This window comes from Halalkaliarchaeum sp. AArc-GB, assembly GCF_031432225.1.
Lineage (GTDB): Archaea > Halobacteriota > Halobacteria > Halobacteriales > Haloferacaceae > Halalkaliarchaeum.
In genome coordinates this window covers 249,218-271,793 of record NZ_JAVKGM010000001.1, presented here as the reverse complement: position 1 = coordinate 271,793, position 22,576 = coordinate 249,218, and the positions used below count along the sequence as shown (strand labels likewise).

Sequence of the window (22,576 nt, the reverse complement as noted above, 5' to 3'; positions counted from 1 at the left end):
GCTATTTAAATCGGAACGTTTCGAGGTTCTTCGGCGCGAACGTCCGCATGTTGTATTCGTGATACAGCGCGGAGGAGAGGTCCTGGACGGAGCGCTCGTCGCCGTGGACACAAAGCACTTTCTCGGGGCGGGGGTTCATCGTCTTGACGAAGTTCTCGAGGCCTTGTCTGTCTGCGTGACCGGAGAAGCCGTCGACCGTCTCGACGTCCATTTCGAGCTTGAGCGTCTCCCCGCGGCCGTGGTTGCCCCGGGTGTTGATCGGGATCTCGTCCCAGCCGTTCTGGATCCGGCGGCCGAGGGTCCCTTGGGCCTGGTAGCCGACGAACACGAGCCGCGACTCCGGTTCGGTTCCGACGTGACGGAGCCAGGACATGATCGGTCCGCCGGTGACCATCCCCGACGTCGAGAGAACGATGCAGGGGCCGCCGTCGGCGACCTCCTGTCGTTCGTCCTCCCCGCCGTCGATGTGGTTGAACTGTTCGGCGAGGAACGGGTTCTCGTCGTCGTGGAAGATCCGGTTCTGGAGTTCGTCGCGCAGATACTCCGGATAGGTGGTGTGGATCGCCGTCGCCTCCCAGATCATCCCGTCGAGGTGGACCGGCATCTCCGGAATCTCCCCGTTGCGCATCGCCTTCTCCAGCACGAGCATGATCTCCTGTGACCGCCCCACCGCGAACGCCGGGATCAGCACTTTCCCGCCGTCGTCGGCTGTCCGGTTGATCACATCGATCAGTTTCCGCTCGGAGTCCTCCTGGTCGGTCTGGTAGTCGTTTCGCCCGCCGTAGGTCGACTCGAGGACGAGCGTCTCGACGCGGGGGAAGTCGTTGACCGCGCCGTTGAAAAGGCGGGTGTCGTCGTAGTGAATGTCACCGGAGAACGCGACGTTGTACAGTCCGTCCCCGATGTGGAAGTGAGACACTGCAGAGCCGAGGATGTGGCCCGCGTTGTGGAGCGTCAGCTTCACGTCGGGGGCGATGTCGGTGACGTCGCCGTATTCGAGGGGGATCGTGTGTTTGATCGCCTCCCGCACCATCTCCGACTGGTACGGCGGCGTCCGACCCTCCTTTGTGGCGACGTCGAGGTAGTCGAGCTGCAACAACCCCATGAGGTCCCGCGTCGGCTCCGTACAGTAGATCGGCCCGTCGTAGCCGTACTTGAACAGCAACGGGATCAGCGCGGAGTGGTCGAGGTGGGCGTGGGTGAGCACCACCGCGTCGATGTTCGTCGCGCCGGCCCCCAGCGCCTCGGGCACCTGGAGGTACGGGACCTCCCCTTCGGCGCCGGGCTTGTCCCCACAGTCGATGAGGATGCGCGTCTCAGCCGTCGACAGGATGAACGCGGCCCGACCGACCTCCCGACAGCAGCCGAGTGTGGTGATTCGCACCCACTGTTCGTCGGCCATCTCCTCGCGGTGGATCTGCCTGCCGACGCGCTCGAGAATGTCGCGTCGCTCCTCGCGTTCCTGTTTCAGGAAGTTCCGGACGTTCGACACGGTCGCCGACTCGATCGGCGGCGTTCTGACGACCTCCGGGGTCCAGCCGACTTCCTGGGTGATCTGCCGCAGCGTCGACCCGTGTCGACCGATCACCATCCCCGGCTTTTCGGCCTCGATCACGACCTCGCCAGTGTCGGCGTGGAAATCGAGGTCCGTCACGCCGGCCTCGTCGGGGATGACGTTCTGGATCGCGGCTTCCGCCTCCGATGGCGGCGTCAATACGTTGGGGTCGGGGCGGACGGTGATCCGCTTTCGAAGTTTCGACGCGAGCCGGCGAACGAGGTCGCCGTCCTGGGCGAACTCCTTCGGATGCTGGGTGTACACGACGACCTCCGGTCCTTCGTACTTGACGTCGGAAACGTGGATGTCCGGCGGTACTTCCTGTTCGATCTCGTCTCGTATCTGCTCGAGTTGTTTGTCGACTGCGCTCATAGCTCAAAGAGGTTCCCCGCCGCGACCGACCGCCGGACGGCACTGCTCGATAGCGGTATCGCCGGGACGGTCGAGCCACGAGGGTACATAGTGGTAGTCTGTCCGGGTTCGTATCCGGGGCTGCAGTGCGGGAACAGTGCAGGAAAACCCGCTCGAACGAACCTTAAACGCGATTATTATAAAAGCCTTCGCAAAGACGCGGTTCGTGGCGATCCCTCGACGGCCGGCAATTTAAGAGGACAGCGGTCGATCCGGTCGTATGCGAATAACGCCCGAGACGGTCGCAAGCGAGCGCGACTGGGTCCGCGACCGCGCGCCGATCGTCGTTCCACTTATAAACGACACCCGGACTGCGCTGGGGGAACTGTTCGAGACTGACGTGGGTACGGTAGACCGCGAGCAGTATCGCCGCGAGGTCGCGACGGTGTTTGCCGACGGGGACTGTGCGGTGAACGTCGCCGGCTACGTCGGCCTCCTCCGGGACCTGGATATCGAAGGGGACTATCCGGGGTTCGTCGTCGACGAGATACTCGGTCGGAAACTGGCGTCGACGATCGCCGGCGGTCAGCCCCTCGCGCTGCTGGCGGAGGCGACGTTTCACTTCGCGGACTCGCACGTTCACTACGCGGAGCCGGACGTAGACGACGGGCGCCCCGACCTGGACCCCGGGGACGACGCCGCCGGGCTGGACGACCTCGATGCGGCGCTCGCCGCGGGGTTCCAGACGCGGCTGCCCGGATGGAAGTGGCGCGAGACCGAATCGCCGTTTTCGGTCGGGGGCTGATTTCGGGAGGGGAGAATGCGGCCGAGGACTGATCTTCGAAGACTTCAAGCCCGGGCCTACAGAACCAGGAAGTATGCAACACCTCATCGTTCGGGGGGACCCGGGGATCCGCAAGGACGCCATCATCGAGTACGAGGGTGAGGAACTCGTCTGTTTCACCGTCAAACGCCAGGGCGACTGGCACGGTCCAGACGAGGTTCAGCTGTGGTGTACGATCGGAACGGAGGACGAGCGGGAAACCTTCGAGAAGCGGGAGTACGTCCCCACCTGGCTCGAGGTGGACACGATCGAGGCCGAGGAGTTGACGGTCATCAAGGCGAAAGGCGAACTGGCGGTGTAGTCGGCCAGGACGGGAGGTCTCTTCCGTCGAGCGCTACTGTCGTCGAGCTGCAGCTTCCGGACGTTACAGCCGCCGGACGTTACAGCCGCCGGACCTTTTCGACGGCGTCGCCGATCGGGGGTGCGTCGAACCACTCCCGTCCGGTGTACGCGTTGGCGCCGGCGGCATACAGTTTCGAGACCGCGTCGAGTACGTCGGGGGGAAGCGACGTCGGTTCGGCCGAACAGAGCCGCCGCCAGTCGGCGATCTCCCGTTCTGTGACGTCCCGCTTTGCCGCGGCGACGGCGTCGACCCATTCGGGCTGTTCCCGTTTGTACCACTGTCTCACGACCTCCTTCGAGACTTCTTGCCCGCCGTAGGAGAACCTGTTTTCGTCGAACGTCCCCACGACATCGGCCACGCGGAGCGCTCCGCCGTGGTACAGGACCTCTATTTTCCCGTCCTCGTGGACGAACCCCGCGTCCGTCGCCCGTTCCGTGACGACGTCGTTCACCTCGCGTGCGAGCGTCTCGAGGTCGTCAATGTCGGCCTTCCCCGCGATCTCGTCTGCTGTGATCCGGTCGAGATATCGGTCCTGTTCCTCGTATTTCGTGGAGAACTCCACCACCGGCTTCGGGAGGTCGACGGTCTCGTCGGGCCAGGTGTCGAAATCGAGTCCGAGATCGGCAGGGTCGGTTCGGGATCGCAGGCTGGAACCGACGGGAACGGTGTTGCGAAACACGACCTCCAGGGGGACGAGGTAGTTGTCGCCCGCCTCGGCGTGGTACGCACCGTAGTCGTACGATTCACCGTCGTACGGGAGGTCTGGAACCTGTGTGAGTTGGATCTCCATCTCGCGTGGGGGTTCTGCTTCGCCCGATTCGACCGCCTCGGCGGCAGCCGAAAGCGACGTCGACTCGCGATCCCCGGCCGCGTCGTCGGTTCCGGCAGGCACGACTCCCCGGTAGTGGGTCGGAATCCCCGCAGCGTCGAGACGCTCGAAGTTGTCGGCACCCATCACACAGAGGCTCGCCCCCTTGTTCGGAATCGGATCCGGCATCTGCCCCCAGTCGAACACCGAGTACGCGTCGGTGAAGTAAAACCGTCCGCGTCCCGTCTCTGTCGCGGTCGGCTCGGTTTCGATCCGGAACTCCTTCACGCTCGTCATGTGCGAGTACGCGAGGGCCACCCGTATCAATGTGTCTCAATCTTCCCACCTCTATGCCGCTACGGGGGCGGCTACACCGCAATCTTGCCCACGATCATGCGTATCCCCCGGCAGAGCAAACATCGCTTTCGCCGCAACCCACATACCGGCGGACACCGTTCGCTCGTCCATGACTCACTCGCGGACAGTCGAACTGGAGGGGCACATCATTGACTCCGGGACAATGCAACAGTGTTTCGGCGCGATCATGGAACTCGGGGGGATGTTCGAGGTCGAGCAGTTCGACGTCGGAAAGCACAAAGACGAGACCTCCTATTGTCGGATGGTCGTCACCGCCGAAGAGGAGTCGACCCTGCAGTCGATCATCCACGAACTCCACCAGAACGGGGCGACGCTTGCGAACCCGCGGGACGCGACGCTCGAAGCGGCACCGGCCGATCAGGTCGTTCCGCCCGGCTTCTACTCTACGACAAACCATCCGACTGCAGTGCGGTACGACGGAGAGTGGCTCGACGTCGAGCGGATGGAGATGGACTGTGCGATCGTGGTCGATCCCGGTAGCGAAAAGGGGACCGACGAACCGCGAGCGTACACGAAGGTCCTGAACGCGATCGAGGAGGACGACCTGGTCGTCGTCGGGGAGTCGGGGATCCGCGTTCGACCGCCGGAACGTCCGCGCGACGCGTCGGGACCGTTCGGCTTCATGCAGGGGGGCGTCTCGGCGGAACGCCCCTCGGAATCGACGATCCGGGAGGTCGCAGAGGAGATCGAGGCCACCCACGAGTCGGATGGAAACGTACTCGTCGTCGTGGGGCCGGCCGTCATCCACGCGGGCGCGGGCGGAGACCTCGCGCGGCTCGTCCGTGCCGGTTTTGTCGACGCGTTGTCGGCCGGGAACGGCTTCGCGACCCACGACATCGAGCGCAACCTGTACGGGACGTCGCTGGGAGTCGACGTCGACACCCTCGAACATCCCCGGAAGGGACACAAACACCACATCTACACCATAAGCGAGGTGATCAGGCACGGCGGAATCGCCGAGGCAGTCGAGGCGGGCGTGATAACGGACGGCGTGATGTACGAGTGCGTCGAAAACGACGTGCCGTTCGTTCTCGCAGGGTCGATCCGGGACGACGGCCCCCTGCCCGACACGATCACCGACGCCGTCGAAGCACAGGACGCCATCCGGGACCAGGCTCACGAGGCGGACCTCGTGTTGATGCTGTCGACGCTTCTCCACTCGGTTGCCGTCGGGAACTGTCTCCCATCGACGACGAAAACCGTCTGTGTCGACATCAACCCCGCGACGGTGACGCAGCTGCTCGATCGGGGGTCCTCGCAGGCGATCGGGATGGTCACCGACATCGGGACGTTCGTGCCGACGCTCGCGGAGTACCTCATCGAGGAGTAAGGCCGAAGTTCGGAGGCGACGGCGGCCGGCTCACTCCCGCGGGACGACGACGACTGGTCGGTCCGTATTCAAAAGGAGCTTCTGTGCGACGCTGCCGAACAGCGCCTTTCCGGCCGGAGACCGTTCACGAACGCCGATGACAAGTTCGTCGGCGTCCACCTCCTCGGCGAACTGCAGGACGTCGGCCGCCGGGGTATTGCCGCGGATGAACTGGTGGGTATCGACGGTCGCGACTGTTCCCAGTCGGGCGGAGACGACGTTCAGCGCCTCCTCGCCGTCTCGGACGGCCTCGGCGCTTGTGGCGTCGCCGCCGCGCTGTGAGTTCACCGCGTGAACGGTGTCTTCGGCCTCGATCCGCTCGTCGAGATAATCACACAGCGTCGAGCTCACGTGAACCCCATTCGTTGCCAGAACGAACGTCGTCATACGAGTTGGTGTGTGGCCGGAGCATATAATCGGTCCGGGAGCCGGGGGGAGTAGCGTACCGACACTGTGGATCGTCACAAAAGACTTATCCCCCGATCGTAAACGTCCCATCGCATGAACCGCGAAGCCCTCCTTGCGGCGACCGCAGTCGGACTGCTCGCGGTCGTCGCGATCGCCGCCCTCGCCGGTCCGGGCGTGCTCGCGGATCCGGATCCCGAAGAGCCGGTCCGTCCCGGGCACGTCGGCATCGCCGAGGTGGCCGTCTCCCCGGCCGAGGTGACCGGCGAAACCGTCCAGCTCCAGCTCACCACTGCGCTCGCCCACCGCGGTAACGCTGCGGACAACGTGACCGTCCGTCACCGCGCCTACGACGCCGACTCCGGGCTCCTCACCGCCGAGGAGACTGTCGACGTAGGCGAGGTCGACGTCGACGGCGAACAGTCGGTCGAGGCGTCGCTTACGGTCCCCAGGGACGGTGGCTACCGCCTCGAGACGACCGTCTTCCGTGGGTCCGAACGGCTCGACACCACGTCGACGACGGTTCGCGGGGTCGAAGCGCTGGAACCGCCCTACGAACGAACCACCGTCTCCTTTGCAGACAGGCCGGTCTTGCCGTCGCTGTCGGTCGGCGTCGAGGACGCGAGCGACGGGACGGCGACCCTGCGGATCTCGGCGCTGGTCGCCAACGGCGGGGACGACCCCGTCAACGACGTCGAGCTCCGGATCGTGCTGCGGCAGGCCGACTCGAACGTCGTCGCCGACGAGGGGGTCGAACCGGTCGGCGAACTGCGTCCTGGCCGAACCCACTCCGTCGACGCGACCGTCGAGGTTCCCGACGGCTACAACTACTACGTCGATGCCGCGCTGGTTCGCAACGACGTCATCCTCGACGAGACGCGCGAGGCGGCCAACCTGAATCCCCAGGAGACACTCGACGTGAACGAGACGCGCGAGGAGATCGCGTTCGAGATCGAGGAGTTCACAGAGGAGACGGCCGAACCGCGGCCGGAGGCGACGCCGGCGCCGGAGGAACTCGAGGAAGAGACGCCCGGATTCGGCCCCCTCGTCGGGGGCGTCGCCGTGATCGCGCTTGCGCTGTTGTTGGCTCGCTCGCGTCGGACACCAGGTAACTGACCTCGACCCAAACGGAATTCCCAACGATGACCGACCAAAAATCCCTCGCAGGCGAACCGAACGGCGGACAGTCTCCCGACGAACAGTCCACCGACGAACAGTCCACCGAAGCACAATCCACCGAAGCACAACCCACCGACGAACAGCCCGACGAGGAGTTTGTTGGGACGACCAACCGGCTCAGGCGCTACCTCGACAGGGCGTTACTCGTCGCGTTCCTGCTGCTTGCAGCGGTTGCCGCGCTCCAGTTTTACTTCCAGGTCGGCGCCGCGATCGAACTGTGGATCTCGGAGCCGTACGAACCGATCGTGAAAGCCGGATTCAACCTGGCTGTACTCCTGTTTGCGGCAGCCGGCCTCTCCTATCAGCTCCGCCGGGTCGACTCGATCAGGCCGGGCGGCGATTCGGCCGACCCGACCGGCGAGTGAGCGCTGACTGACGCGTTACCCACGGGGGAATCTTCGCCGCCGGGCGGAGAGGAAGTCAATGGAAGCCGCGGTCGACCTCGTCTTCCTCGATCAGGTCCTCGAGTTCGCTGTTCAACAGCTGCTCGGCCTCCTCGAAAGTGTCCGACAACTCGTCGAGTCGGTCCGGTCGACCGGCGAACTCGTACTCCATCGGCCCCCAGGCGGGGGAGTCGACGGCCTCCATAACGTCCTCGAAGAAGTCCTCGGGTGTCGTGGGGGCCTCGGCGTGTACCTTGACGGTCTCCTCGAGCCGTCTGGCCATCCGTTCGGCCTCGTCTTCGTCTTCCGGGGGTTGTCGTACCGCGAACCGACCGCCGTCTTCCTCCCCGTGACCTGGCAACAGGGGATCCAGTTCCTCGTCGATCCGGCGGGCCACACGGGTACCCACACCCCGTAGATCACGGGGGTTCTTGGCGTACGTTTTCAGCTGGTAGACGCCGGTCGCGGGATGGCCGAGATAGAAGTCTTCGCCGACACCAGCGTTCCGGCGGCCCGCAACGGCCCGCCAGCCGTCGGGATCCGCGTCCTCGGAGGCGACGTCCTCGAGAATGTCCTGCCAGTCCCTGACGCGCATGTCCGTCGGTTGTGGCGGGACGGAAATGAGGCTGTCGGGTCCTCCCCGGCCCGGGATATAGCGGTCTACAAGAGCCGGTATCGACCGCCGGATTCGGATGCGTCCCCGCTCCGGACGAGCCGTTCGAGCAGGGTTCGGGCGGCGTCTTCGGGAACGCCACGGTCGGTCGCGTACGCGAGGATCTGGGATTCCGTGGGTTCCTCCACGCAGTCGACGGCGTCGCGAACGATCTCCTCGCGTGATCGGGCGGAGGACTGGCCTGCCCCGACGCTCGCGTTCTCGCCGGCGGATTCGATCTCGGCCACGTCCAGCCCCGACTCCTCGAGGTACTCCCGGTCGTCGACACCTGCGTCCTCGAGTTGCCGTTCGAGGTCGGCGACGTGGGCCACCTCGGCGAACGACTCGCTTTCGTCCCGCTTGTTCGCCAGAAGCGCCGCCCGTGCCTGTCGTGCGGCCGCGCGGTCCTCGTCGGTATAAAAGCGCTTGAGCTTCCGCACGCGGTGGCGCTTGCCACACCGCGAGCAGGTGGCCGACTCCTGACCGTCGGGGTCGGAGAGCAGCCAGAGGTTTCCACACTCGTTGCAGCCGACGACCGCGTACATGGTACCGGGTTGTGCGGTCGGGTATTTTATCGTTCGGCTCTCAGGTGGTGTCGTTGTGAACATTGTTGTGATCCGTGGTCGGTGGCACGTTCCGGCCCGCCCTGAATACAGGGGGCGAATTCAGCACCTGCTTCCCGTTTCTGTCCGGCGGGAACCCGTCACGGAGCCCCCATGCTACTCGTTACCGTGTTCCATGGGATTTTGGGGATGCTGGTTGTGAGCACTATGTATGTCCTCGGTCATGGCCTCAGTAGTGTTTCAGACAGTAACGCTCGAACTAGATGGTCTGATCAGTGGAACCGTTGATTTCTGGCCACACCTCGTTCCAGCCGGATGGTTTCTCGGTGGATTTGCCGTCGTCTTTCTCCTGGGCTGGTACATCGTAGAACCCGCGATTGCACGAACTATCCGTCGTCGCAATCCGAACAATCCGACCATCCAGGAGGCCATCTCCCGATACGTCCGGTTGCTGGTCATCATCGCGGCAGCTTTGTTTGGCGTGAGTGTCTCTGGATATGACCAGTTTCTGGGCAACTCCGCACTCGTCATCGCCGCCGGAACCCTCGCCATCGGTGTCGCCGCACAAACGGTCATCGGCTCGGTCGTAAGCGGGGTGGTGCTCGTAACAGACCCGGAGTTCAACATCGGGAACTACATCGAGTGGTCGGACGGGGAAGGTGAAGTCAAATCGATCACGCTTCGAGTCACTCGCGTCCACACACCTGGCGGGCAGCTCATCACGGTTCCGAACACGACGCTCACAAGCGAGACGATCTCTCGTCCGTACGGTTGGGGACGCTATCGAGTCGTCGAACACATTGGAATTGCCTACGAGGACGACATCGACGACGCACTTGATCACCTCCGAGAGACGGCGACCGAACTCAGCGGCGTTCTGGCTGATCCGCCGCCGCAAGCGTACGTCGACGAGTTCGGTAGCGATGCGATAATCGTCCGCGTTCACTACTGGATCGAAGATCCGGAACATAAAACCACCTTCCGCATCCGGTCGACGTACGCACGAGCTGTCAAAGACCGGCTCGAACGAGCGGGTATCACGATTAGTCCGGCCTCCGAACGCGAGCTTCGTGGCCGAATAGAGATCGCGGACTCGGATTCAGCCCCGTCCTGAGGACGAAAAGCGACTGTTTTGTACTGATTCGGCTTCCGGAAAAATCGAGGCGAAAGCCCCGATTTCAACGCGGGGAGGATGTCAAAGTCGCTCTTGGAAGGGGGCTCGCGCTACGATCGATCCTCCAGCGCCGAGTTCGGGAGTTCCTCCCCTGCAACGCCGGCGAGCAGGTTCTCTGCGGCCATCGTCGCCATCTGGTTGCGGGTCCCGATGCTCGCGCTCGCGATGTGCGGGGTGACGACCAGCTTTTCGGGACAGTGCCGGAGGATCTCGTGGTCTTCAGGAAGCGGCTCAGGATCGGTCACGTCCAGCCCCGCACGCTCGATCCACCCTTCCTCGAGCGCCGTATCCAGGGCGCCGGTGTCGACGATCGGACCCCGGCTCGTGTTTATGAGAATTGCACCCTCCTTCATCCGGCGGAGTTCCGCCTCGCCGATCAGGTGGTGGGTCGACTCGAACAGCGGGACGTGGAGGGTGACGAAGTCGCTGCGATCGAGGAGTTCGTTCTGATCCACGTAGGTGACGTCGACGCCGGCGGCCTCCAGGTCGGCTTCCGCCTCCTCGTTCGGCCCGACGTCGGAGTAGAGCACCTCCATCTCGAAGCCGGCCGCGCGACGGGCGACAGCCTCGCCGATGTTTCCGAGACCGATGACCCCCAGCGTTGCGTGGTGGACGTCCGGGCCGGTCAGGAGTTTCGGCCCCCACGTCTCCCACTCGCCGTCGAGGACGTACTCCTGGCCCTCGACGGTCCGCCTCGCGGTGGTCATCAAAAGCGACCACGCGAAGTCGGCGGTCGTCTCCGACAGGACGCCCGGCGTGTGGCCGACTGCGATCCCGCGGTCTGCTGCATCGTCGAGGTCGACGTGGTCGTATCCCACGGAGAAGGTGCTCACGACCTGCAGGTTCGGCGAGGCGTCCATGATCTCGCCGTCGACGTCGTCGGAGAGGAGACACAACAGGCCGTCGGCCTCCAGCTCCGCGAGTCGCTCGATGATGTGATCCTTCGACGGCGGGAGCTTGCCGTCCCAGACGTGGAGATCACACGACTCCTCGAGCAGTTCCAGGCCGGCGTCAGGGATCTGTCGGGTGACGTACACCGTCGGGTTGCCGTTCGGATCCCCTGCGCTTCCGTCCCTCATATGAATCCCTCGGCGTCCAGCCGATCGACGGCTTCACGGATCCGCTCTTCCGTGTCGACGACGGAGGCACGCACGTAGCCGGGCGTCCCGAACGCCTGTCCGGGAACCAGGCCGACACCGGCCTCCCGCACCGCGTCCTTGCACCACTGCATGTCGTCGTCGGACTCGATCGGGATCATCGCGTAGAAAGCGCTCTCGGGCTCGGGGATATCGACCCCGCGCTCGGCGAACAGATCGACGAGCGTCTCGCTGCGGCGCCTGAACGTCTCTTTCATCTCCCCGGCGATCGCGTCGGTGTCGGCGTTGCCGAGCGCCTCGGCGGCGGCGTGCTGGACGAAGTTCGAAGCACACGACACCGAGTGGCTGTGGACCTTCCCGGCCTGGGTCGTGTGGTCGGTGGGTGCGGCCATAAAGCCCAGGCGGTAGCCGGTCATCGAGTAGGTCTTCGAGACGCCGTTGATGGTGATCGTCCGGTCGAACATCCCGTCCAGCGCCGCCAGGCTCGGTTGTTCTTTCTCGAAGATCAGTTCCTTGTAGATCTCGTCGGAGATGACCGGAATATCGTGATCCACCGCGAGGTCGCGAACTCCCTCGAAGGCGGCGCGGGAGAACACCATCCCGCTGGGGTTGACCGGCGAGTTGAGCATGATCAGGGCAGTGTCGTCGGTGATCGCCTCGGCGAGGTCGTCCAGGGCCGGCTCGAGCCGGAAGTCGTACGGCGCGAGATCCACGTGAACTGCCTCGCCGCCGGCGAGTTTCACCATCGGCTCGTAGGAAGACCAGACCGGATCGAACACGATCACTTCGTCGCCGGGATCGACGATCGCCATGACCGTCTCGAACAGCGCCTGCTTGCCTCCGGGCGTCGCGATGATGTTCTCCGGGGCGTAATCGAGTCCGTGGCGCTCGTTGAGATACCCTGCGGCAGCGCGCCGGAGCTTGGGGATCCCGTCCGAGGGCGTGTACGTCGTGTGTCCCGCATCCAGCGCCTCGTGGGTCGCCTCGAGGATCTCGTCGGGCGTTTCGAAGTCGGGCTGCCCGACGCTGAGGTCGACGATGTCTTCTCCCTGCTCTTGAAGTTCGGAGACGAGGTTCGTGATCACGAACGGTGCGGCCGGTTCGACTGCGTTAACTCGGTTTGAAAAATTGATCATTGTTCTGTTGTACGATAGCAGTACACAAGTACACGTTCGAGTGCTGCTTAAAGCCGGCGCGAATGGTCAAAATTGAACAACCGAGGAGAGTGACCTCCGCATTTGCAGGTGTTTAAGTCACGCACGCCCGCAGAGGGGGGTATGGAACGGATCACGGCCGACGAGGCCGACCCGAGCGAAGCTGTCGAGGGCGTTCACCTCTCGGCGCTTGCGGCTGGCGAGCGAATGAGCCTCCAGGAGTTCCGGATCGAACCGGGCAAGGAAGTCCCGACGCACAGTCACCCCCACGAGCAGGCGGGCTATCTCGTTCGGGGGGAACTCACGTTCGTCGTCGGCGAGGAAAACGCAAAGAGAGAAGAGCTCGTCCTCCAGGAAGGCGACAGCTACGTGCTCCCGGGCGGGGAGCCCCACGAGGTGTACAACGACGGCGACGAGCCTGCGGTGGGAATCGACGTCTTCTCCCCGCCGCGGACGGATCCAGACTGGAAGGACTGATCGGTCGCGGCCGGCGAACTCTCCTACACCAGGTTTCGCAGCGCCGGACCGTACCACCACCACGCGACCAGCCAGAGGCCGACGGTGCCGACCGGAATCGCGATCACATCGCCCACGGTTCGGGTTGCAAGCCCCAGCGAGATCCAAAGCGCCGCGATCCCCGCGAGGACGAGCAAGCCGCCAGTGACCCGCGGATCCTCTCGCCGAAAGACGGCACCCACCCCTGCGCTCGCAAGCGCCGCCCCGTACAGGAGCGTCCCGACCGGCCACACGCGCAGCGAGTGCGGGAGCAGCCAGTAGGACGGCCACGACTCCGTGAGCAACACGTAAAGCGAGTGAACGTGGAGATCATTCGGATGGAACAGCCCCCAGACCATGACGAACGCGACGTCGTCTCCCTGCCAGAGCACGCTCCAGGGGAGCAACCCCAGTAGAAGGACGGCGATCGCCGCCCGAGCAGTTGAACCCGGCGGCCGAGAGACGGCGTCGTCCATGGAAGTTCGAGGGGATCGAGTCGCTTGAACCTCACGGGAAGGAGTCGGTCTCCCCAGCTCACGGGACGGCGATCAAAATTCGGTAATCACTTCCACGCCGACGGTCTCGTGGTCGGTCATCGCTGCAAGCCGGTCGGAGACGTTCTCGAGGGAGATTTCGCGGGCGACGAGGTCCGCAAGGTCGATCCCGGAGGCCGCCACGAGATCGAACAGTTGCTGGTACTGCGTCGGTGGCATTCCCCGGGATCCGACGAACGTGATCTCCCACCGGGTCATCCAGTCGGTCGGCAGCGACACCTCGCCGCGTTCGGCATCCGTCGTTAACCCCACCTGCGCGTGGGTGCCCCGCTCGCGGAGACATCGAACGGAGTTGCGGCAGGTCTCGGCGATGCCGAGCGCGTCGACAGAGACGTCGGCGCCGCCGTCGGTAATCGAGTGGATCTCCTCGACGGGATCGCTGGCTCCCGGATCGATCGTCGTGTCGGCGCCGACCGACTCCGCCCGATCCCGTGCCCGGCCGTCAGGGTCGACGGCGGCGATGCGGGCCCCGAGTGCGTCCGCGAGCTGGATCGTCGACAGGCCGACCCCGCCGCAGCCGTGTACCGCGAGCCAGTCACCACCCGATAGGTCGGCCCGGTCTGCGAGCGCGTGATAGGCGGTCATGTACCGGCAGCCGAGCACGGCGGCGTCGATGGGTTCGAGGCCGTCCGGAAGCGGGACCAGGTTGTAGTCTGCCGCCGGAACCGCGACCTGCTGTGCGAACGCTCCCGGCGCCTCCGGCTGGAACCCGAGTGCGAGCCCGTCCCGGCAGACGTTCCCGTGTCCGGATCTGCAGTTGTGACAGGTTCCGTCACCCAGCGAGAACGGGACGACGACGCGATCGCCCACGCCGATTCGGTCGACCTCCTCGCCGACCGCGATCACCTCCCCTGCCGGCTCGTGTCCTAACACCTGTCCGAGGGGAACGTTGTCGTCGGCCCACTCGCCGTGCCCCTTCCAGGCGTGCCAGTCGCTGCGACACAGGCCACAGGCTTCGACTGCGACGACCGCGCCGTCCGGATCGGGGTCGGGTTCGGGAACCGTCGCTATCTCGAGCGGTTCGCCGTACTCTCGGAGAATCGCTGCGCGCATGGGTCGAGAGAACCGACGCCGACGCCCGACCTAAAGCTTTGGTGGTAGTTCGATCACTTCCGGGCGACGATCCGGAGGACGTCCTCGTCGTCGAGGTGGTGGTCCTTCCCCACCTGCTGTTCGTCGTGTTTCGCGCTCGGACCGGTGACCCGGGCGAACTTGAACCGCTCTGTGAAGTTGCCGCCGATCTTCCGACAGGCGTCCCCGACCGTCTGTCCCTCTCGGAGGATCAGCGGCTCCTCGTAATCGACCCCGCGACCGGGCTTGTCCATGTAGATGCGAATCAATCCCAGCTCCTCCCAGATCCGGTCTTTCAGGGCGTCGAGCCCTCGTTCCTCTTCGGCAGAGATGAACGTCACCGCTTCGGGATCGAGGTCGCGCTCTTCGAGTTCCGACTCCACGGTCGGCAGGTAGTCGCGGTCGATCAGATCGGCCTTGTTCACCGCCGCAATGGACGGGAGATACACCCGGTTGTCCATCACGCCGTCGATCAGTTCGTCCAGGGTGAGGTCATGGGGAATCGTCACTTCGGCGTTCACGAAGCCGTGCTCACGCAGGACGCTTTTGACGGTCCCCTCATCGAGCGAGACTCCGTCGCCCATCGTGACGCGGATCCCGTCCTTGTGGGTCTTCCGGACCGAGATGTTCGGCGGTTCCGTGTCCAGGCGGATCTTGTTTTCGTACAGTTCCCGCTTGAGTCGGTCGTACTGGTCGATCTCGAACACCGAAAGCAGGAAGATCACGAGGTCCGCCGTTCTCACGACCGAAAGCACGGCCTTGCCGTCGCCCCGACCCCCTGCGGCGCCTTCGATGAGCCCGGGGACGTCGAGCATCTGGATGTTTGCGCCCCGGTACTGTAGCATTCCGGGATTCACGTCCAGTGTCGTGAACTCGTAGGCGCCGGTCTCGCTTTCGGCGTTCGTCATTGCGTTTATCAGCGTGGACTTGCCCACGCTCGGAAAGCCGACGAGCGCGACGGTGGCGTCGCCGTGTTTTTCGACGGCGTACCCCTGGCCGCCCCCCGGGGAGGACTGGTTCTCGAGCTTCTCCTTTTTCTCCGCGAGTTTCGCCTTCAGACGGCCGATGTGCTCTTCGGTCGCCTTGTTGTAGGGGGTTTCGGCGATCTCCTCGCGGAGGTCCGCGATCTCCTCCTCCAGTCCCATCACCGGATCGTCGGGTTCGCCCGGCGAAAAAGCTGTCCTTCCCTCCCGGACAGTCGGATGGAGTCTTCTCCGACCCGTCTATCGGATCCGCTCGCCGGGCTCCGCGTCGCCGTGGGTCGTAAGCAGGTCCGCCTCCTCGCCGGCGGCGAGGATCATCCCGTTCGACTCGACCCCGAACAGTTCCGCCTTCTCGAGGTTGGCCAGCAGAATCACCTTCTTGCCGGGGAGCGTATCGAGGTCGTGTAGCTGCTTGATCCCGGCGACGACCTGCCGTATCTCGACGCCGATGTCGACCTCCAGGCGTGCGAGTTTGTCCGCGCCCTCGATCCCTTCCGCGGAGATGATTTCGCCGACGCGCACGTCGAGTTCCTGGAACTCTTCGAAGCTGATCCGCTCGTCTGCAACCGGCTCGAATGCTGCCATGTCGTCTTCGTCGTCGGCCACCGTCTCGTCGCTTTCGGTTTCCGTCCCGGCCGCCGCTTCGGCCGGCTCTCCGTCCGACTCGGCGTCGTCCGCAGTCGCGGCCGCGACACGCTCTTGTAGTTTCTCGTTGAGCTGATCGACCCGCTCTTCGGGGATTTTCTCGAACAGTTCCGTGGGCTCGTCGAACGTCGACTTCGGTGCCTCCAGCGCCGCGTCCACTGTCACGGCGTGGACGTCGCTCTCCTCGCCGATCTGGTCCCAGAGGCGTTCCGCGGCTCGGGGGGCGATCGGCTCGAAAAGCACTGCCACCGCCTTCGACACCTGCACGCAGTCGCGGATGACCTGCGCTGCTGCTTCGGGGTCGTCGTCGGTCAGCTTCCAGGGCTCGTTGCGCTGGATGTACTCGTTGCCGAACCGCGCGAGGTCGACCGCGGCCTCGCCGACCTTCTTGATCGAGTAGTCGTTGACGCCATCGCGGAACGCGTCGATCGCATCCTCGATGCGGGCTTCGACCTCGGAGGAAAGCTCCGCCTCGGGGGTGCCGCCGTACTCCCGGTAGGCGAACAGCAGCGCCCGGTACCAGAAGTTGCCGACGGTACCGACGATCTCGTTGTTTACCCGTTCGCGGAACCGCTCCCAGGAGAAATCGACGTCCTGCTGGAATCCGCCGTTGGTCGCGAGGTAGTATCGTAGCAGATCGGGTTCGAACCCCTCATCGAGGTATTCGTCGGCCCAGACCGCCCGGTTGCGGCTCGTCGAAAAGCCTTTCCCGCCGAGCGTGACGAACCCCGACGCCATCACCGCACGGGGCTCCTCGTAGCCGACGCCCCGCAGCATCGCCGGCCAGAAGATGGTGTGGTGCTGGATGATGTCCCGGCCGATCACGTGGACGATCTCGCCGTCCTCCTGCCAGACCTCCGCCCAGTCGTAAACGTCCTCGCCAACGCGGTCGGTGTACTGCTTCGTCGAAGAGACGTACTCGATCGGGGCGTCGACCCAGACGTACAGGACGAGGTCGTCGGTGTCGTCTTCGTCCGTCCCGTCGCCTTCGTCCGTCCCGTCTCCCCCGTCGCCTTCGTCCGTCCCGTCTCCCCCGTCGCCTTCGTCCGTCCCGTCTCCCCCGTCGCCTTCGTCCGTCCCGTCTCCCTTTTCGTTTTCCGAATCGGGGTAGTCGATCCCCCACTCCATGTCGCGGGTGATACACCAGTCCTGGAGCCCGGATTCGATCCACTCCCGGGGCTGGTTTTGCGCGTTGCTCGTCCCCTCCAGTCGGTCGAGAAACTCGCTGAGATAATCGGCAAACTCCGAGACCCGGAAGAACTTGTGGGTCCGCTCGCGGTACTCCGCAGGATTTCCGGTGATCGTCGAAACGGGATTCTCGATTTCGCCGGGTTCGAGGTGGCGTTGACAGCCCTCGTCGCACTCGTCGCCCCGGGCGTGGGCCCCGCAGTACGGGCAGGTCCCCTCGACGTAGCGGTCGGGGAGGTACTGATCCTCCGCCGGATCGTACGCGACCATGATCTCCTTCTCGTAGACGTATCCCTCCTCGTCGAGCGTCCGGACGAACTCCTTCGTCGTTTCGGTGTTCGCCTCGTCGTGGGTGTGGCCGTAGTTGTCGAAGTCGACGTCGAACCGCGGGAACGTCTCCTCGTAGGTTTCGTGCCATTCGAGGGCGAACTCTTCCGGGGAGACGCCGGCCTGCTCTGCGTTGACAGCCACCGGCGTCCCGTGCATGTCCGAGCCGCTTACGAACGCGGTTTGCTGTCCGAGGCGTTCGAGTGCGCGGGAAAAGACGTCGCCGCCGACGTACGTCCTGAGGTGACCGACGTGGAGATCGCCGTTGGCGTACGGCAGCCCACAGGTGACGACCGCGGGACGGTCGGTCGGAAAGCTCTCGTGACTCATGCTCTATCGTACCTCTCGGCGATGAGCGCCTAAAGCGCGCTGGTTTCCGTCGGGGTTTTCGATCCGCGCGAGGCTGCGAAGCCACTCCCTCGGCGCCGTCCGAGACCAAACGGGTTTTAACGACCGACCCAGTAGAGGCCTGTAAGGTAATCAGCCATGCAGATTCCACGACGCTTCAACACGTACTGTCCGTTCTGCAACGGACACCGGGAGCACGAAGTAGAGAAAGTCCGTACCGGTCGCTCGACCGGAATGAAGAAGGTACAGGACCGACAGCGGAAGCGCCAGACGGCCACCATCGGCAACACGGGGAAGTTCTCGAAGGTGCCCGGTGGCGACAAGCCCACCAAGAAGGTCGATCTTACCTACCGCTGTTCCGACTGTGGAAAGGCACACAACCGGGAAGGCTGGCGCGCCGGCCGGCTGGAGTTCCAGGAGTAACCCGGAGGGGATTCAGATGGCAGGAAACTTCCTTCGCGTCCGGTGTACCGACTGCGAGAACGAACAGATCGTCTTCGAAAAGCCGGCCTCGAAGGTGAACTGCGCGGTCTGCGGGACGACGCTCGTCGTCCCCAAAAGCGGCAAAGGCCATATCGAACACGAGGTCCTCGAGACCGTCGAGGCCCGATAACGGGGGGTTCCGGGCATGAAGTACAGCGGCTATCCCGACCAGGGCGAACTCGTCGTCGGCAAGGTAGACGAGATCGCCGACTTCGGCGTCTTCGTCGACCTCGAGGAGTACGAGGACAAACGTGGCCTCGTCCACATCTCCGAGGTCGCGTCCGGCTGGATCAAGAACGTCCGGGACCACGTCCGTGAAGGCCAGACGGTCGTCGCGAAGGTGCTCGACGTCGATCAGTCCTCCCAGCAGATCGACCTCTCCCTGAAAGACGTCAACGAACACCAGCGCAAGGACAAGATCCAGGAGTGGAAAAACGAGCAGAAGGCGGACAACTGGCTGTTGCTCGCGCTGGGTGAAGACGTCGACGACGAGACGTACGGCGCGGTCGCGAACGCGCTGCTCGCGGAGTTCGAAACCCTGTACGACGCTTTCGAGTCGGCGGCGATCCGGGGGACGGAAGCGCTTTCGGACGTGGATCTCGACGAGGACGAAATCGAGGCGGTCGTCGAGACCGCCCGCGAGAACGTCTCTGTTCCCTACGTCGACGTCACCGGCTACGTCGACCTGGAGTGTGCGGCCGGCGACGGCGTCGACGCGATCAAAGCGGCGCTCGAGGCAGCAGAGGGGAACGGCGAGGTGCCCGAGGAGATCGACCTCGAGGTGACGTACGTGGGCTCGCCCGAGTACCGGATTCGGGTGCGTGCACCCGACTACAAGACCGCCGAGGACGAACTCGAGGCCAGCGCTGCCCGCGCACGCGAATCGATCGAATCTGCCGGCGGAACCGGGGAATTCCACCGCGAGCGGCGAGAAGACGACGAGTGACCGGCGTCGCTACTTTTGAACCCCGATGAAATCCGACATCCGACGGTGTTCGGTGTGGCGCGACCGTCACGACCGACCGGTGTACACGCTCGGCGAGGAGTGTCCCCGCTGTGGCGCTCCGGCGGAAAACAGCGCCCCAGCCAGATTCGATCCGAACGACAGGTACGGGGAGTACCGGCGGCGGCGGAAACGCGCCGCTGGCGTCGTCGAGTTCGAAGAGTAGCGGAAACGGAGTTCCGGGCGGAACACCACGTAAACGCCGCTTCAGGCGACGATGCCTTCTTCGGCTTCCAGCAGTTCGTGATACCGGTTCCGGATCGTCACTTCCGAGATGTCCGCGACCTCGCTTACGGCCGCCTGCGTGGTCTTTTCGTTGGTGAGTAGCGCGGAGGCGTACACGGCGGCGGCGGCCAGTCCCACCGGCGACTTCCCGGAGTGGACGCCCTTGTCCTTCGCGTTCTTCAGCAGCTGTTTCGCCCGGAGCTCCGCCTCGTCGCTCAACTCGAGCGAGGACGCGAACCGCGGGACGTACTGCTCGGGGTCGGCGGGCTTCACCTCGAGGGAGAGCTCGCGGACGACGTAGCGGTACGTCCGAGCGATCTCGCTTTTCTCGACCCGCGAGACGTCGGCGATCTCGTCGAGGCTACGGGGAACGCCGGCCATCCTGGCGGCGGCGTAGACACAGGAGGTCGAGACGCCCTCGATCGAACGGCCGGGCAGGAGGTCTTCATCGAGCGCACGGCGGTAGATGACCGAGGCGGTCTCGCGGACGTTGTCCGGGAGGCCCAGCGCCGAGGCCATGCGGTCGATTTCGCCGAGCGCCTGCTTGAGGTTGCGCTCTTTCGAGTCGCGGGTACGGAACCGTTCGTTCCACTTGCGGAGCCGCTGCATCTTCTGGCGCTGTCGCGCGCCAAGTGACCGGCCGTAGGCGTCCTTGTCGCGCCAGTCGATGTTGGTCGACAGCCCCTTGTCGTGCATCGTGTTCGTCGTCGGGGCGCCCACCCGGCTCTTCTGGTCTTTCTCTCGGGCGTCGAAGGCGCGCCACTCCGGGCCACGATCGACGGATCCCTCGCTTACGACCAGCCCGCAGTCGCTACAGACGGTTTCCCCGTGCTCCTCGTCGGTGACGACGTTGCCACCACACTCCGGACAGGAGAGCGACTCGCTGGTTCCACTCGTTCGTTCGTTCTCTACAGTTCTCGTTCGTGTCGTTACTTCGTCACTCATTGTGTGTCACATCACCCACAACCGAACGTGCTGGGTGGTAGTCTGTACCCGGTGGACGGAAGTGAATCACTTAAAAGATTTGGTGTCGGGCGAGGAAACCGTCGATCCGGGACGGTTCGGGAGGTTTACAAGGGCCGGAAAGGCGTACTTAAATAGTTCTTCGGTTTCGTCCCGGGTGGTGCTTCCGAACGAATCACTCGTTGACCGGATCCGGTTCGTTCAGTTCCCGACTCTCCTCTGCGGCGGTCGACAAGGAGACGTTCAGCGCGAACATCGATATCCCGCCCCCGACGAGGGTGACCACGTTTTTCAGCGCGTGATCCAGGATCGCCGCACCGACGGCGACGGCGGGGCCGATCGGCGTGAGTCCGACAACGAGCAACGTAAACGCTGCCTCGTACAGACCGACTCCGCCGGGCGACAACGGCAACACCTTCGCGAGGTTTCCGACACTGACTGCGAAGAAACAGACCGCGAGCAGCGACGCCGTCGTCAACCCGACGCCGAACGCCGCGAGGACCAGCGCGGCGGTGAGTACGTCGAGCGTCCAGATCACCACACTGGCGGCGCCGACCCGCGCGAACACCGTCGAGTCGGCACCGACCCGCTGGACGTCGGCCACGAACCGTTCGAGCACTCCGGCGACGTACTGGCCGTAGGAGTCGTCGGTAATCCAGCCGACGAACTGGCGGATCCGGTTCCCGCCGGATCGCGCGGAGGCGACGATCGCGGCGACGGCCAGAAGCGCCGCGCTCCCGACGCCGACGGCGCCCGCGACGGCGATCTGTCCCGGGTCTTCCCCGCCGGAGACCGTCGCCGCGACCTCGCCGAACTGACCCGACATCGCGTAGCCGACGAGCACGAGTCCCGCAAGCCCCGTGATGGTCAACAGATCGAACACCCGTTCGGCCGCGAGCGACGCAAAGCCCGAGGGGTACGGGATGTCGCGTCTGACCTTCACGATGTACGCTCGAATCGCGTCGCCAGCCCGTGCCGGGAACACCAGGTTCCCGGTCTGACTGACGAAGATTGCTCCCGTCAGGAACCCGAGGTCCTCGCGGAACCCGAGTTCGGCAAGGATGTCCCGATACCGGTAGCCGCGAACGGGCCAGGAAAGCACGTACACGCCCACGGCGAGTCCGATAAGCGTCGGATCCGCACGTCCCATCTCCGCGAGTACCTCCCGGGGATCCAGATACCGCGTCATCAACAGCACGGCGAGGGCGACCAGCAGCGTCCCCGCAACGAGCGTCACCCGCGTCGTGATCCGCGGGCGAACCGACAGTTGCCACCACAGCCGGACGATCTGCGAGCCCATCCCGAAGACGTCCCGCACCAGGTCGACCTTCGTGTCGCCTTTCGGCTCCCACTCGACGGGGAACTCCGCTACCGACAGCCCCCGCCGCTGCGCCCGGACCAGGAGTTCGGTGTCCCAGAACCAGTGTTCGTCCTGGATCTCGCCTTTCAGCTGGTCGAACGCCTCCCGGGACACCGCCTTGAACCCGCACTGGTGATCGAGCACGTCCGAGCGCAGCATCGTCCTGACCAGGAGGTTGAACCCCTTCGAGGGGATGCTCCGCTTTACTGGGCGGTCGGCCTCGTGGCCGGGCATCCACCGGGAGCCGGTCGCCACGTCGTACTCCCCGGACCGCACCGATTCCACGAGCTCCTCGAGGTGGCCCATGTCCGTCGCCAGATCGGTGTCGAAGTAGACGAGCGTCCCGCCGTCCGCCGCGTCGAACGCCCGTGTCAACGCCCCGCCCCGTCCCAGCCGCTCGTCGCTGTGGAAGTGACGGACGCGCGGATCCGACTCGGCGAGCCGCGTCGCGATCTCCGGGGTGCGATCGTCACAGCCGTCCTCCGCGACGATCACCTCGAAGCTGCCCGACGGAAGAAACTCCGAGAGGGTCGAGAGCGTCAACCGAACCGTCGACTCGATGGTCTCCTCCTCGTTGTACGCCGGGAGGACGACGCTAACTTCGACGGCCGCCGGGTCCGGCCGTGGACCGTCGCTCATTGGGTGACCATCGCCGGGGCGCGGATAAGTACCTTCT

24 protein-coding genes are annotated in these 22,576 nt (G+C 64.7%); 11 read left to right on the top strand and 13 right to left on the bottom strand.

Going from position 1 to position 22,576, the window contains the following annotated elements; translation table 11 throughout:
• Position 1: 1 nt before the first annotated feature.
• Positions 2-1,927 carry a beta-CASP ribonuclease aCPSF1 gene (locus tag RH858_RS01440; RefSeq protein ID WP_310560987.1) on the bottom strand — a complete coding sequence of 642 codons (1,926 nt, stop codon included), beginning with the start codon at positions 1,925-1,927 and terminating at the stop codon, positions 2-4.
• 259 nt (positions 1,928-2,186) lie between these two features.
• On the opposite strand from RH858_RS01440, the gene RH858_RS01435 reads away from it, so the two are divergent.
• On the top strand, positions 2,187-2,711 hold the full coding sequence (locus RH858_RS01435) for a hypothetical protein (protein WP_259533433.1): 525 nt from the start codon (positions 2,187-2,189) through the stop codon (positions 2,709-2,711).
• A gap of 73 nt (positions 2,712-2,784) precedes the next feature.
• A complete protein-coding gene (locus RH858_RS01430) occupies positions 2,785-3,051 on the top strand; it encodes an HAH_0734 family protein (protein ID WP_259533432.1) in 267 nt (88 codons plus the stop codon).
• A gap of 79 nt (positions 3,052-3,130) precedes the next feature.
• Here the strand turns inward: RH858_RS01430 and RH858_RS01425 are convergent, their stop codons facing one another.
• A complete protein-coding gene (locus RH858_RS01425) occupies positions 3,131-4,198 on the bottom strand; it encodes a phosphoribosylaminoimidazolesuccinocarboxamide synthase (RefSeq protein ID WP_259533430.1) in 1,068 nt (355 codons plus the stop codon).
• A gap of 169 nt (positions 4,199-4,367) precedes the next feature.
• Here RH858_RS01425 and RH858_RS01420 point away from each other — a divergent pair, with 169 nt between their 5' ends.
• Entirely contained in the window at positions 4,368-5,609 is a 1,242-nt protein-coding gene (locus tag RH858_RS01420) for a TIGR00300 family protein (protein ID WP_259533429.1), read from the top strand.
• A 30-nt stretch (positions 5,610-5,639) separates the two neighbouring features.
• Here the strand turns inward: RH858_RS01420 and RH858_RS01415 are convergent, their stop codons facing one another.
• Positions 5,640-6,035 carry a universal stress protein gene (locus RH858_RS01415; protein ID WP_259533428.1) on the bottom strand — a complete coding sequence of 132 codons (396 nt, stop codon included), beginning with the start codon at positions 6,033-6,035 and terminating at the stop codon, positions 5,640-5,642.
• Positions 6,036-6,149: 114 nt separating this feature from the next.
• Here RH858_RS01415 and RH858_RS01410 point away from each other — a divergent pair, with 114 nt between their 5' ends.
• Together RH858_RS01410 and RH858_RS01405 are read left to right on the top strand one after the other, a co-directional pair.
• Complete coding sequence (locus tag RH858_RS01410) at positions 6,150-7,169, top strand: FxLYD domain-containing protein (protein ID WP_259533427.1); 1,020 nt, start codon at positions 6,150-6,152, stop codon at positions 7,167-7,169.
• A 26-nt stretch (positions 7,170-7,195) separates the two neighbouring features.
• Positions 7,196-7,597 (top strand): hypothetical protein, encoded by a 402-nt coding sequence (locus tag RH858_RS01405; protein ID WP_310560986.1) that lies wholly within the window; start codon positions 7,196-7,198, stop codon positions 7,595-7,597.
• Between the two features lie 55 nt (positions 7,598-7,652).
• Here RH858_RS01405 and RH858_RS01400 read toward each other — a convergent pair whose 3' ends face one another.
• The gene (locus RH858_RS01400) at positions 7,653-8,210 is read right to left on the bottom strand and encodes a hypothetical protein (protein WP_310560985.1); all 558 of its coding nucleotides are present in this window, start codon (positions 8,208-8,210) and stop codon (positions 7,653-7,655) included.
• Between the two features lie 65 nt (positions 8,211-8,275).
• Positions 8,276-8,812, bottom strand: a complete 537-nt coding sequence (locus tag RH858_RS01395; RefSeq protein ID WP_310560984.1) for a DUF5817 domain-containing protein — start codon at positions 8,810-8,812, stop codon at positions 8,276-8,278.
• 253 nt (positions 8,813-9,065) lie between these two features.
• On the opposite strand from RH858_RS01395, the gene RH858_RS01390 reads away from it, so the two are divergent.
• Positions 9,066-9,944: a mechanosensitive ion channel domain-containing protein gene (locus tag RH858_RS01390; RefSeq protein WP_310560983.1), complete on the top strand. Its 879-nt coding sequence runs from the start codon at positions 9,066-9,068 to the stop codon at positions 9,942-9,944.
• Between the two features lie 110 nt (positions 9,945-10,054).
• On the opposite strand, the gene RH858_RS01385 is transcribed toward RH858_RS01390, so the two are convergent.
• Both RH858_RS01385 and RH858_RS01380 read right to left on the bottom strand, forming a co-directional pair.
• Positions 10,055-11,083, bottom strand: coding sequence for a D-glycerate dehydrogenase (locus tag RH858_RS01385; protein WP_310560982.1), 1,029 nt, complete (start codon positions 11,081-11,083; stop codon positions 10,055-10,057).
• Positions 11,080-12,237, bottom strand: coding sequence for a pyridoxal phosphate-dependent aminotransferase (locus RH858_RS01380; protein ID WP_310560981.1), 1,158 nt, complete (start codon positions 12,235-12,237; stop codon positions 11,080-11,082). Before RH858_RS01380 ends, RH858_RS01385 begins: the two co-directional genes overlap by 4 nt.
• A gap of 141 nt (positions 12,238-12,378) precedes the next feature.
• Here RH858_RS01380 and RH858_RS01375 point away from each other — a divergent pair, with 141 nt between their 5' ends.
• Entirely contained in the window at positions 12,379-12,732 is a 354-nt protein-coding gene (locus tag RH858_RS01375; RefSeq protein WP_310560980.1) for a cupin domain-containing protein, read from the top strand.
• A gap of 23 nt (positions 12,733-12,755) precedes the next feature.
• Here the strand turns inward: RH858_RS01375 and RH858_RS01370 are convergent, their stop codons facing one another.
• The 4 genes from RH858_RS01370 to metG form a co-directional block, all read right to left on the bottom strand.
• On the bottom strand, positions 12,756-13,226 hold the full coding sequence (locus RH858_RS01370; RefSeq protein WP_310560979.1) for a TIGR04206 family protein: 471 nt from the start codon (positions 13,224-13,226) through the stop codon (positions 12,756-12,758).
• Positions 13,227-13,298: 72 nt separating this feature from the next.
• A complete protein-coding gene (locus tag RH858_RS01365) occupies positions 13,299-14,357 on the bottom strand; it encodes a zinc-dependent alcohol dehydrogenase family protein (RefSeq protein ID WP_310560978.1) in 1,059 nt (352 codons plus the stop codon).
• Positions 14,358-14,410: 53 nt separating this feature from the next.
• On the bottom strand, positions 14,411-15,520 hold the full coding sequence (locus tag RH858_RS01360) for a GTP-binding protein (protein ID WP_310560977.1): 1,110 nt from the start codon (positions 15,518-15,520) through the stop codon (positions 14,411-14,413).
• A 78-nt stretch (positions 15,521-15,598) separates the two neighbouring features.
• Positions 15,599-17,848 (bottom strand): methionine--tRNA ligase, encoded by a 2,250-nt coding sequence (gene metG / locus RH858_RS01355; RefSeq protein WP_310560976.1) that lies wholly within the window; start codon positions 17,846-17,848, stop codon positions 15,599-15,601.
• A gap of 156 nt (positions 17,849-18,004) precedes the next feature.
• On the opposite strand from metG, the gene RH858_RS01350 reads away from it, so the two are divergent.
• From RH858_RS01350 to RH858_RS01335, 4 genes are read left to right on the top strand one after another with little or no spacing between them, the layout of a single operon-like run.
• Positions 18,005-18,289, top strand: a complete 285-nt coding sequence (locus RH858_RS01350) for a 50S ribosomal protein L44e (RefSeq protein ID WP_259533406.1) — start codon at positions 18,005-18,007, stop codon at positions 18,287-18,289.
• A gap of 16 nt (positions 18,290-18,305) precedes the next feature.
• A complete protein-coding gene (locus RH858_RS01345; protein ID WP_259533405.1) occupies positions 18,306-18,479 on the top strand; it encodes a 30S ribosomal protein S27e in 174 nt (57 codons plus the stop codon).
• A 15-nt stretch (positions 18,480-18,494) separates the two neighbouring features.
• Positions 18,495-19,295 carry a translation initiation factor IF-2 subunit alpha gene (locus RH858_RS01340; RefSeq protein ID WP_259533404.1) on the top strand — a complete coding sequence of 267 codons (801 nt, stop codon included), beginning with the start codon at positions 18,495-18,497 and terminating at the stop codon, positions 19,293-19,295.
• A gap of 25 nt (positions 19,296-19,320) precedes the next feature.
• Positions 19,321-19,518: an RNA-protein complex protein Nop10 gene (locus tag RH858_RS01335; RefSeq protein ID WP_259533403.1), complete on the top strand. Its 198-nt coding sequence runs from the start codon at positions 19,321-19,323 to the stop codon at positions 19,516-19,518.
• A gap of 41 nt (positions 19,519-19,559) precedes the next feature.
• Here the strand turns inward: RH858_RS01335 and RH858_RS01330 are convergent, their stop codons facing one another.
• Both RH858_RS01330 and RH858_RS01325 read right to left on the bottom strand, forming a co-directional pair.
• Positions 19,560-20,522, bottom strand: a complete 963-nt coding sequence (locus tag RH858_RS01330) for a transcription initiation factor IIB (RefSeq protein WP_259533402.1) — start codon at positions 20,520-20,522, stop codon at positions 19,560-19,562.
• A 193-nt stretch (positions 20,523-20,715) separates the two neighbouring features.
• Positions 20,716-22,539, bottom strand: coding sequence for a flippase-like domain-containing protein (locus RH858_RS01325; protein ID WP_259533401.1), 1,824 nt, complete (start codon positions 22,537-22,539; stop codon positions 20,716-20,718).
• Positions 22,540-22,576 lie beyond the last annotated feature (37 nt).

Coding starts and splice junctions, on each gene's coding strand:
- RH858_RS01440 (WP_310560987.1), bottom strand. CDS start 1,927: ATGAGCGCAGTCGACAAACAACTCGAGCAGATACGAGACGAGATCGAA.
- RH858_RS01435 (WP_259533433.1), top strand. CDS start 2,187: ATGCGAATAACGCCCGAGACGGTCGCAAGCGAGCGCGACTGGGTCCGC.
- RH858_RS01430 (WP_259533432.1), top strand. CDS start 2,785: ATGCAACACCTCATCGTTCGGGGGGACCCGGGGATCCGCAAGGACGCC.
- RH858_RS01425 (WP_259533430.1), bottom strand. CDS start 4,198: ATGACGAGCGTGAAGGAGTTCCGGATCGAAACCGAGCCGACCGCGACA.
- RH858_RS01420 (WP_259533429.1), top strand. CDS start 4,368: ATGACTCACTCGCGGACAGTCGAACTGGAGGGGCACATCATTGACTCC.
- RH858_RS01415 (WP_259533428.1), bottom strand. CDS start 6,035: ATGACGACGTTCGTTCTGGCAACGAATGGGGTTCACGTGAGCTCGACG.
- RH858_RS01410 (WP_259533427.1), top strand. CDS start 6,150: ATGAACCGCGAAGCCCTCCTTGCGGCGACCGCAGTCGGACTGCTCGCG.
- RH858_RS01405 (WP_310560986.1), top strand. CDS start 7,196: ATGACCGACCAAAAATCCCTCGCAGGCGAACCGAACGGCGGACAGTCT.
- RH858_RS01400 (WP_310560985.1), bottom strand. CDS start 8,210: ATGCGCGTCAGGGACTGGCAGGACATTCTCGAGGACGTCGCCTCCGAG.
- RH858_RS01395 (WP_310560984.1), bottom strand. CDS start 8,812: ATGTACGCGGTCGTCGGCTGCAACGAGTGTGGAAACCTCTGGCTGCTC.
- RH858_RS01385 (WP_310560982.1), bottom strand. CDS start 11,083: ATGAGGGACGGAAGCGCAGGGGATCCGAACGGCAACCCGACGGTGTAC.
- RH858_RS01380 (WP_310560981.1), bottom strand. CDS start 12,237: ATGATCAATTTTTCAAACCGAGTTAACGCAGTCGAACCGGCCGCACCG.
- RH858_RS01375 (WP_310560980.1), top strand. CDS start 12,379: ATGGAACGGATCACGGCCGACGAGGCCGACCCGAGCGAAGCTGTCGAG.
- RH858_RS01370 (WP_310560979.1), bottom strand. CDS start 13,226: ATGGACGACGCCGTCTCTCGGCCGCCGGGTTCAACTGCTCGGGCGGCG.
- RH858_RS01365 (WP_310560978.1), bottom strand. CDS start 14,357: ATGCGCGCAGCGATTCTCCGAGAGTACGGCGAACCGCTCGAGATAGCG.
- RH858_RS01360 (WP_310560977.1), bottom strand. CDS start 15,520: ATGGGACTGGAGGAGGAGATCGCGGACCTCCGCGAGGAGATCGCCGAA.
- metG (WP_310560976.1), bottom strand. CDS start 17,848: ATGAGTCACGAGAGCTTTCCGACCGACCGTCCCGCGGTCGTCACCTGT.
- RH858_RS01350 (WP_259533406.1), top strand. CDS start 18,005: ATGCAGATTCCACGACGCTTCAACACGTACTGTCCGTTCTGCAACGGA.
- RH858_RS01345 (WP_259533405.1), top strand. CDS start 18,306: ATGGCAGGAAACTTCCTTCGCGTCCGGTGTACCGACTGCGAGAACGAA.
- RH858_RS01340 (WP_259533404.1), top strand. CDS start 18,495: ATGAAGTACAGCGGCTATCCCGACCAGGGCGAACTCGTCGTCGGCAAG.
- RH858_RS01335 (WP_259533403.1), top strand. CDS start 19,321: ATGAAATCCGACATCCGACGGTGTTCGGTGTGGCGCGACCGTCACGAC.
- RH858_RS01330 (WP_259533402.1), bottom strand. CDS start 20,522: ATGAGTGACGAAGTAACGACACGAACGAGAACTGTAGAGAACGAACGA.
- RH858_RS01325 (WP_259533401.1), bottom strand. CDS start 22,539: ATGAGCGACGGTCCACGGCCGGACCCGGCGGCCGTCGAAGTTAGCGTC.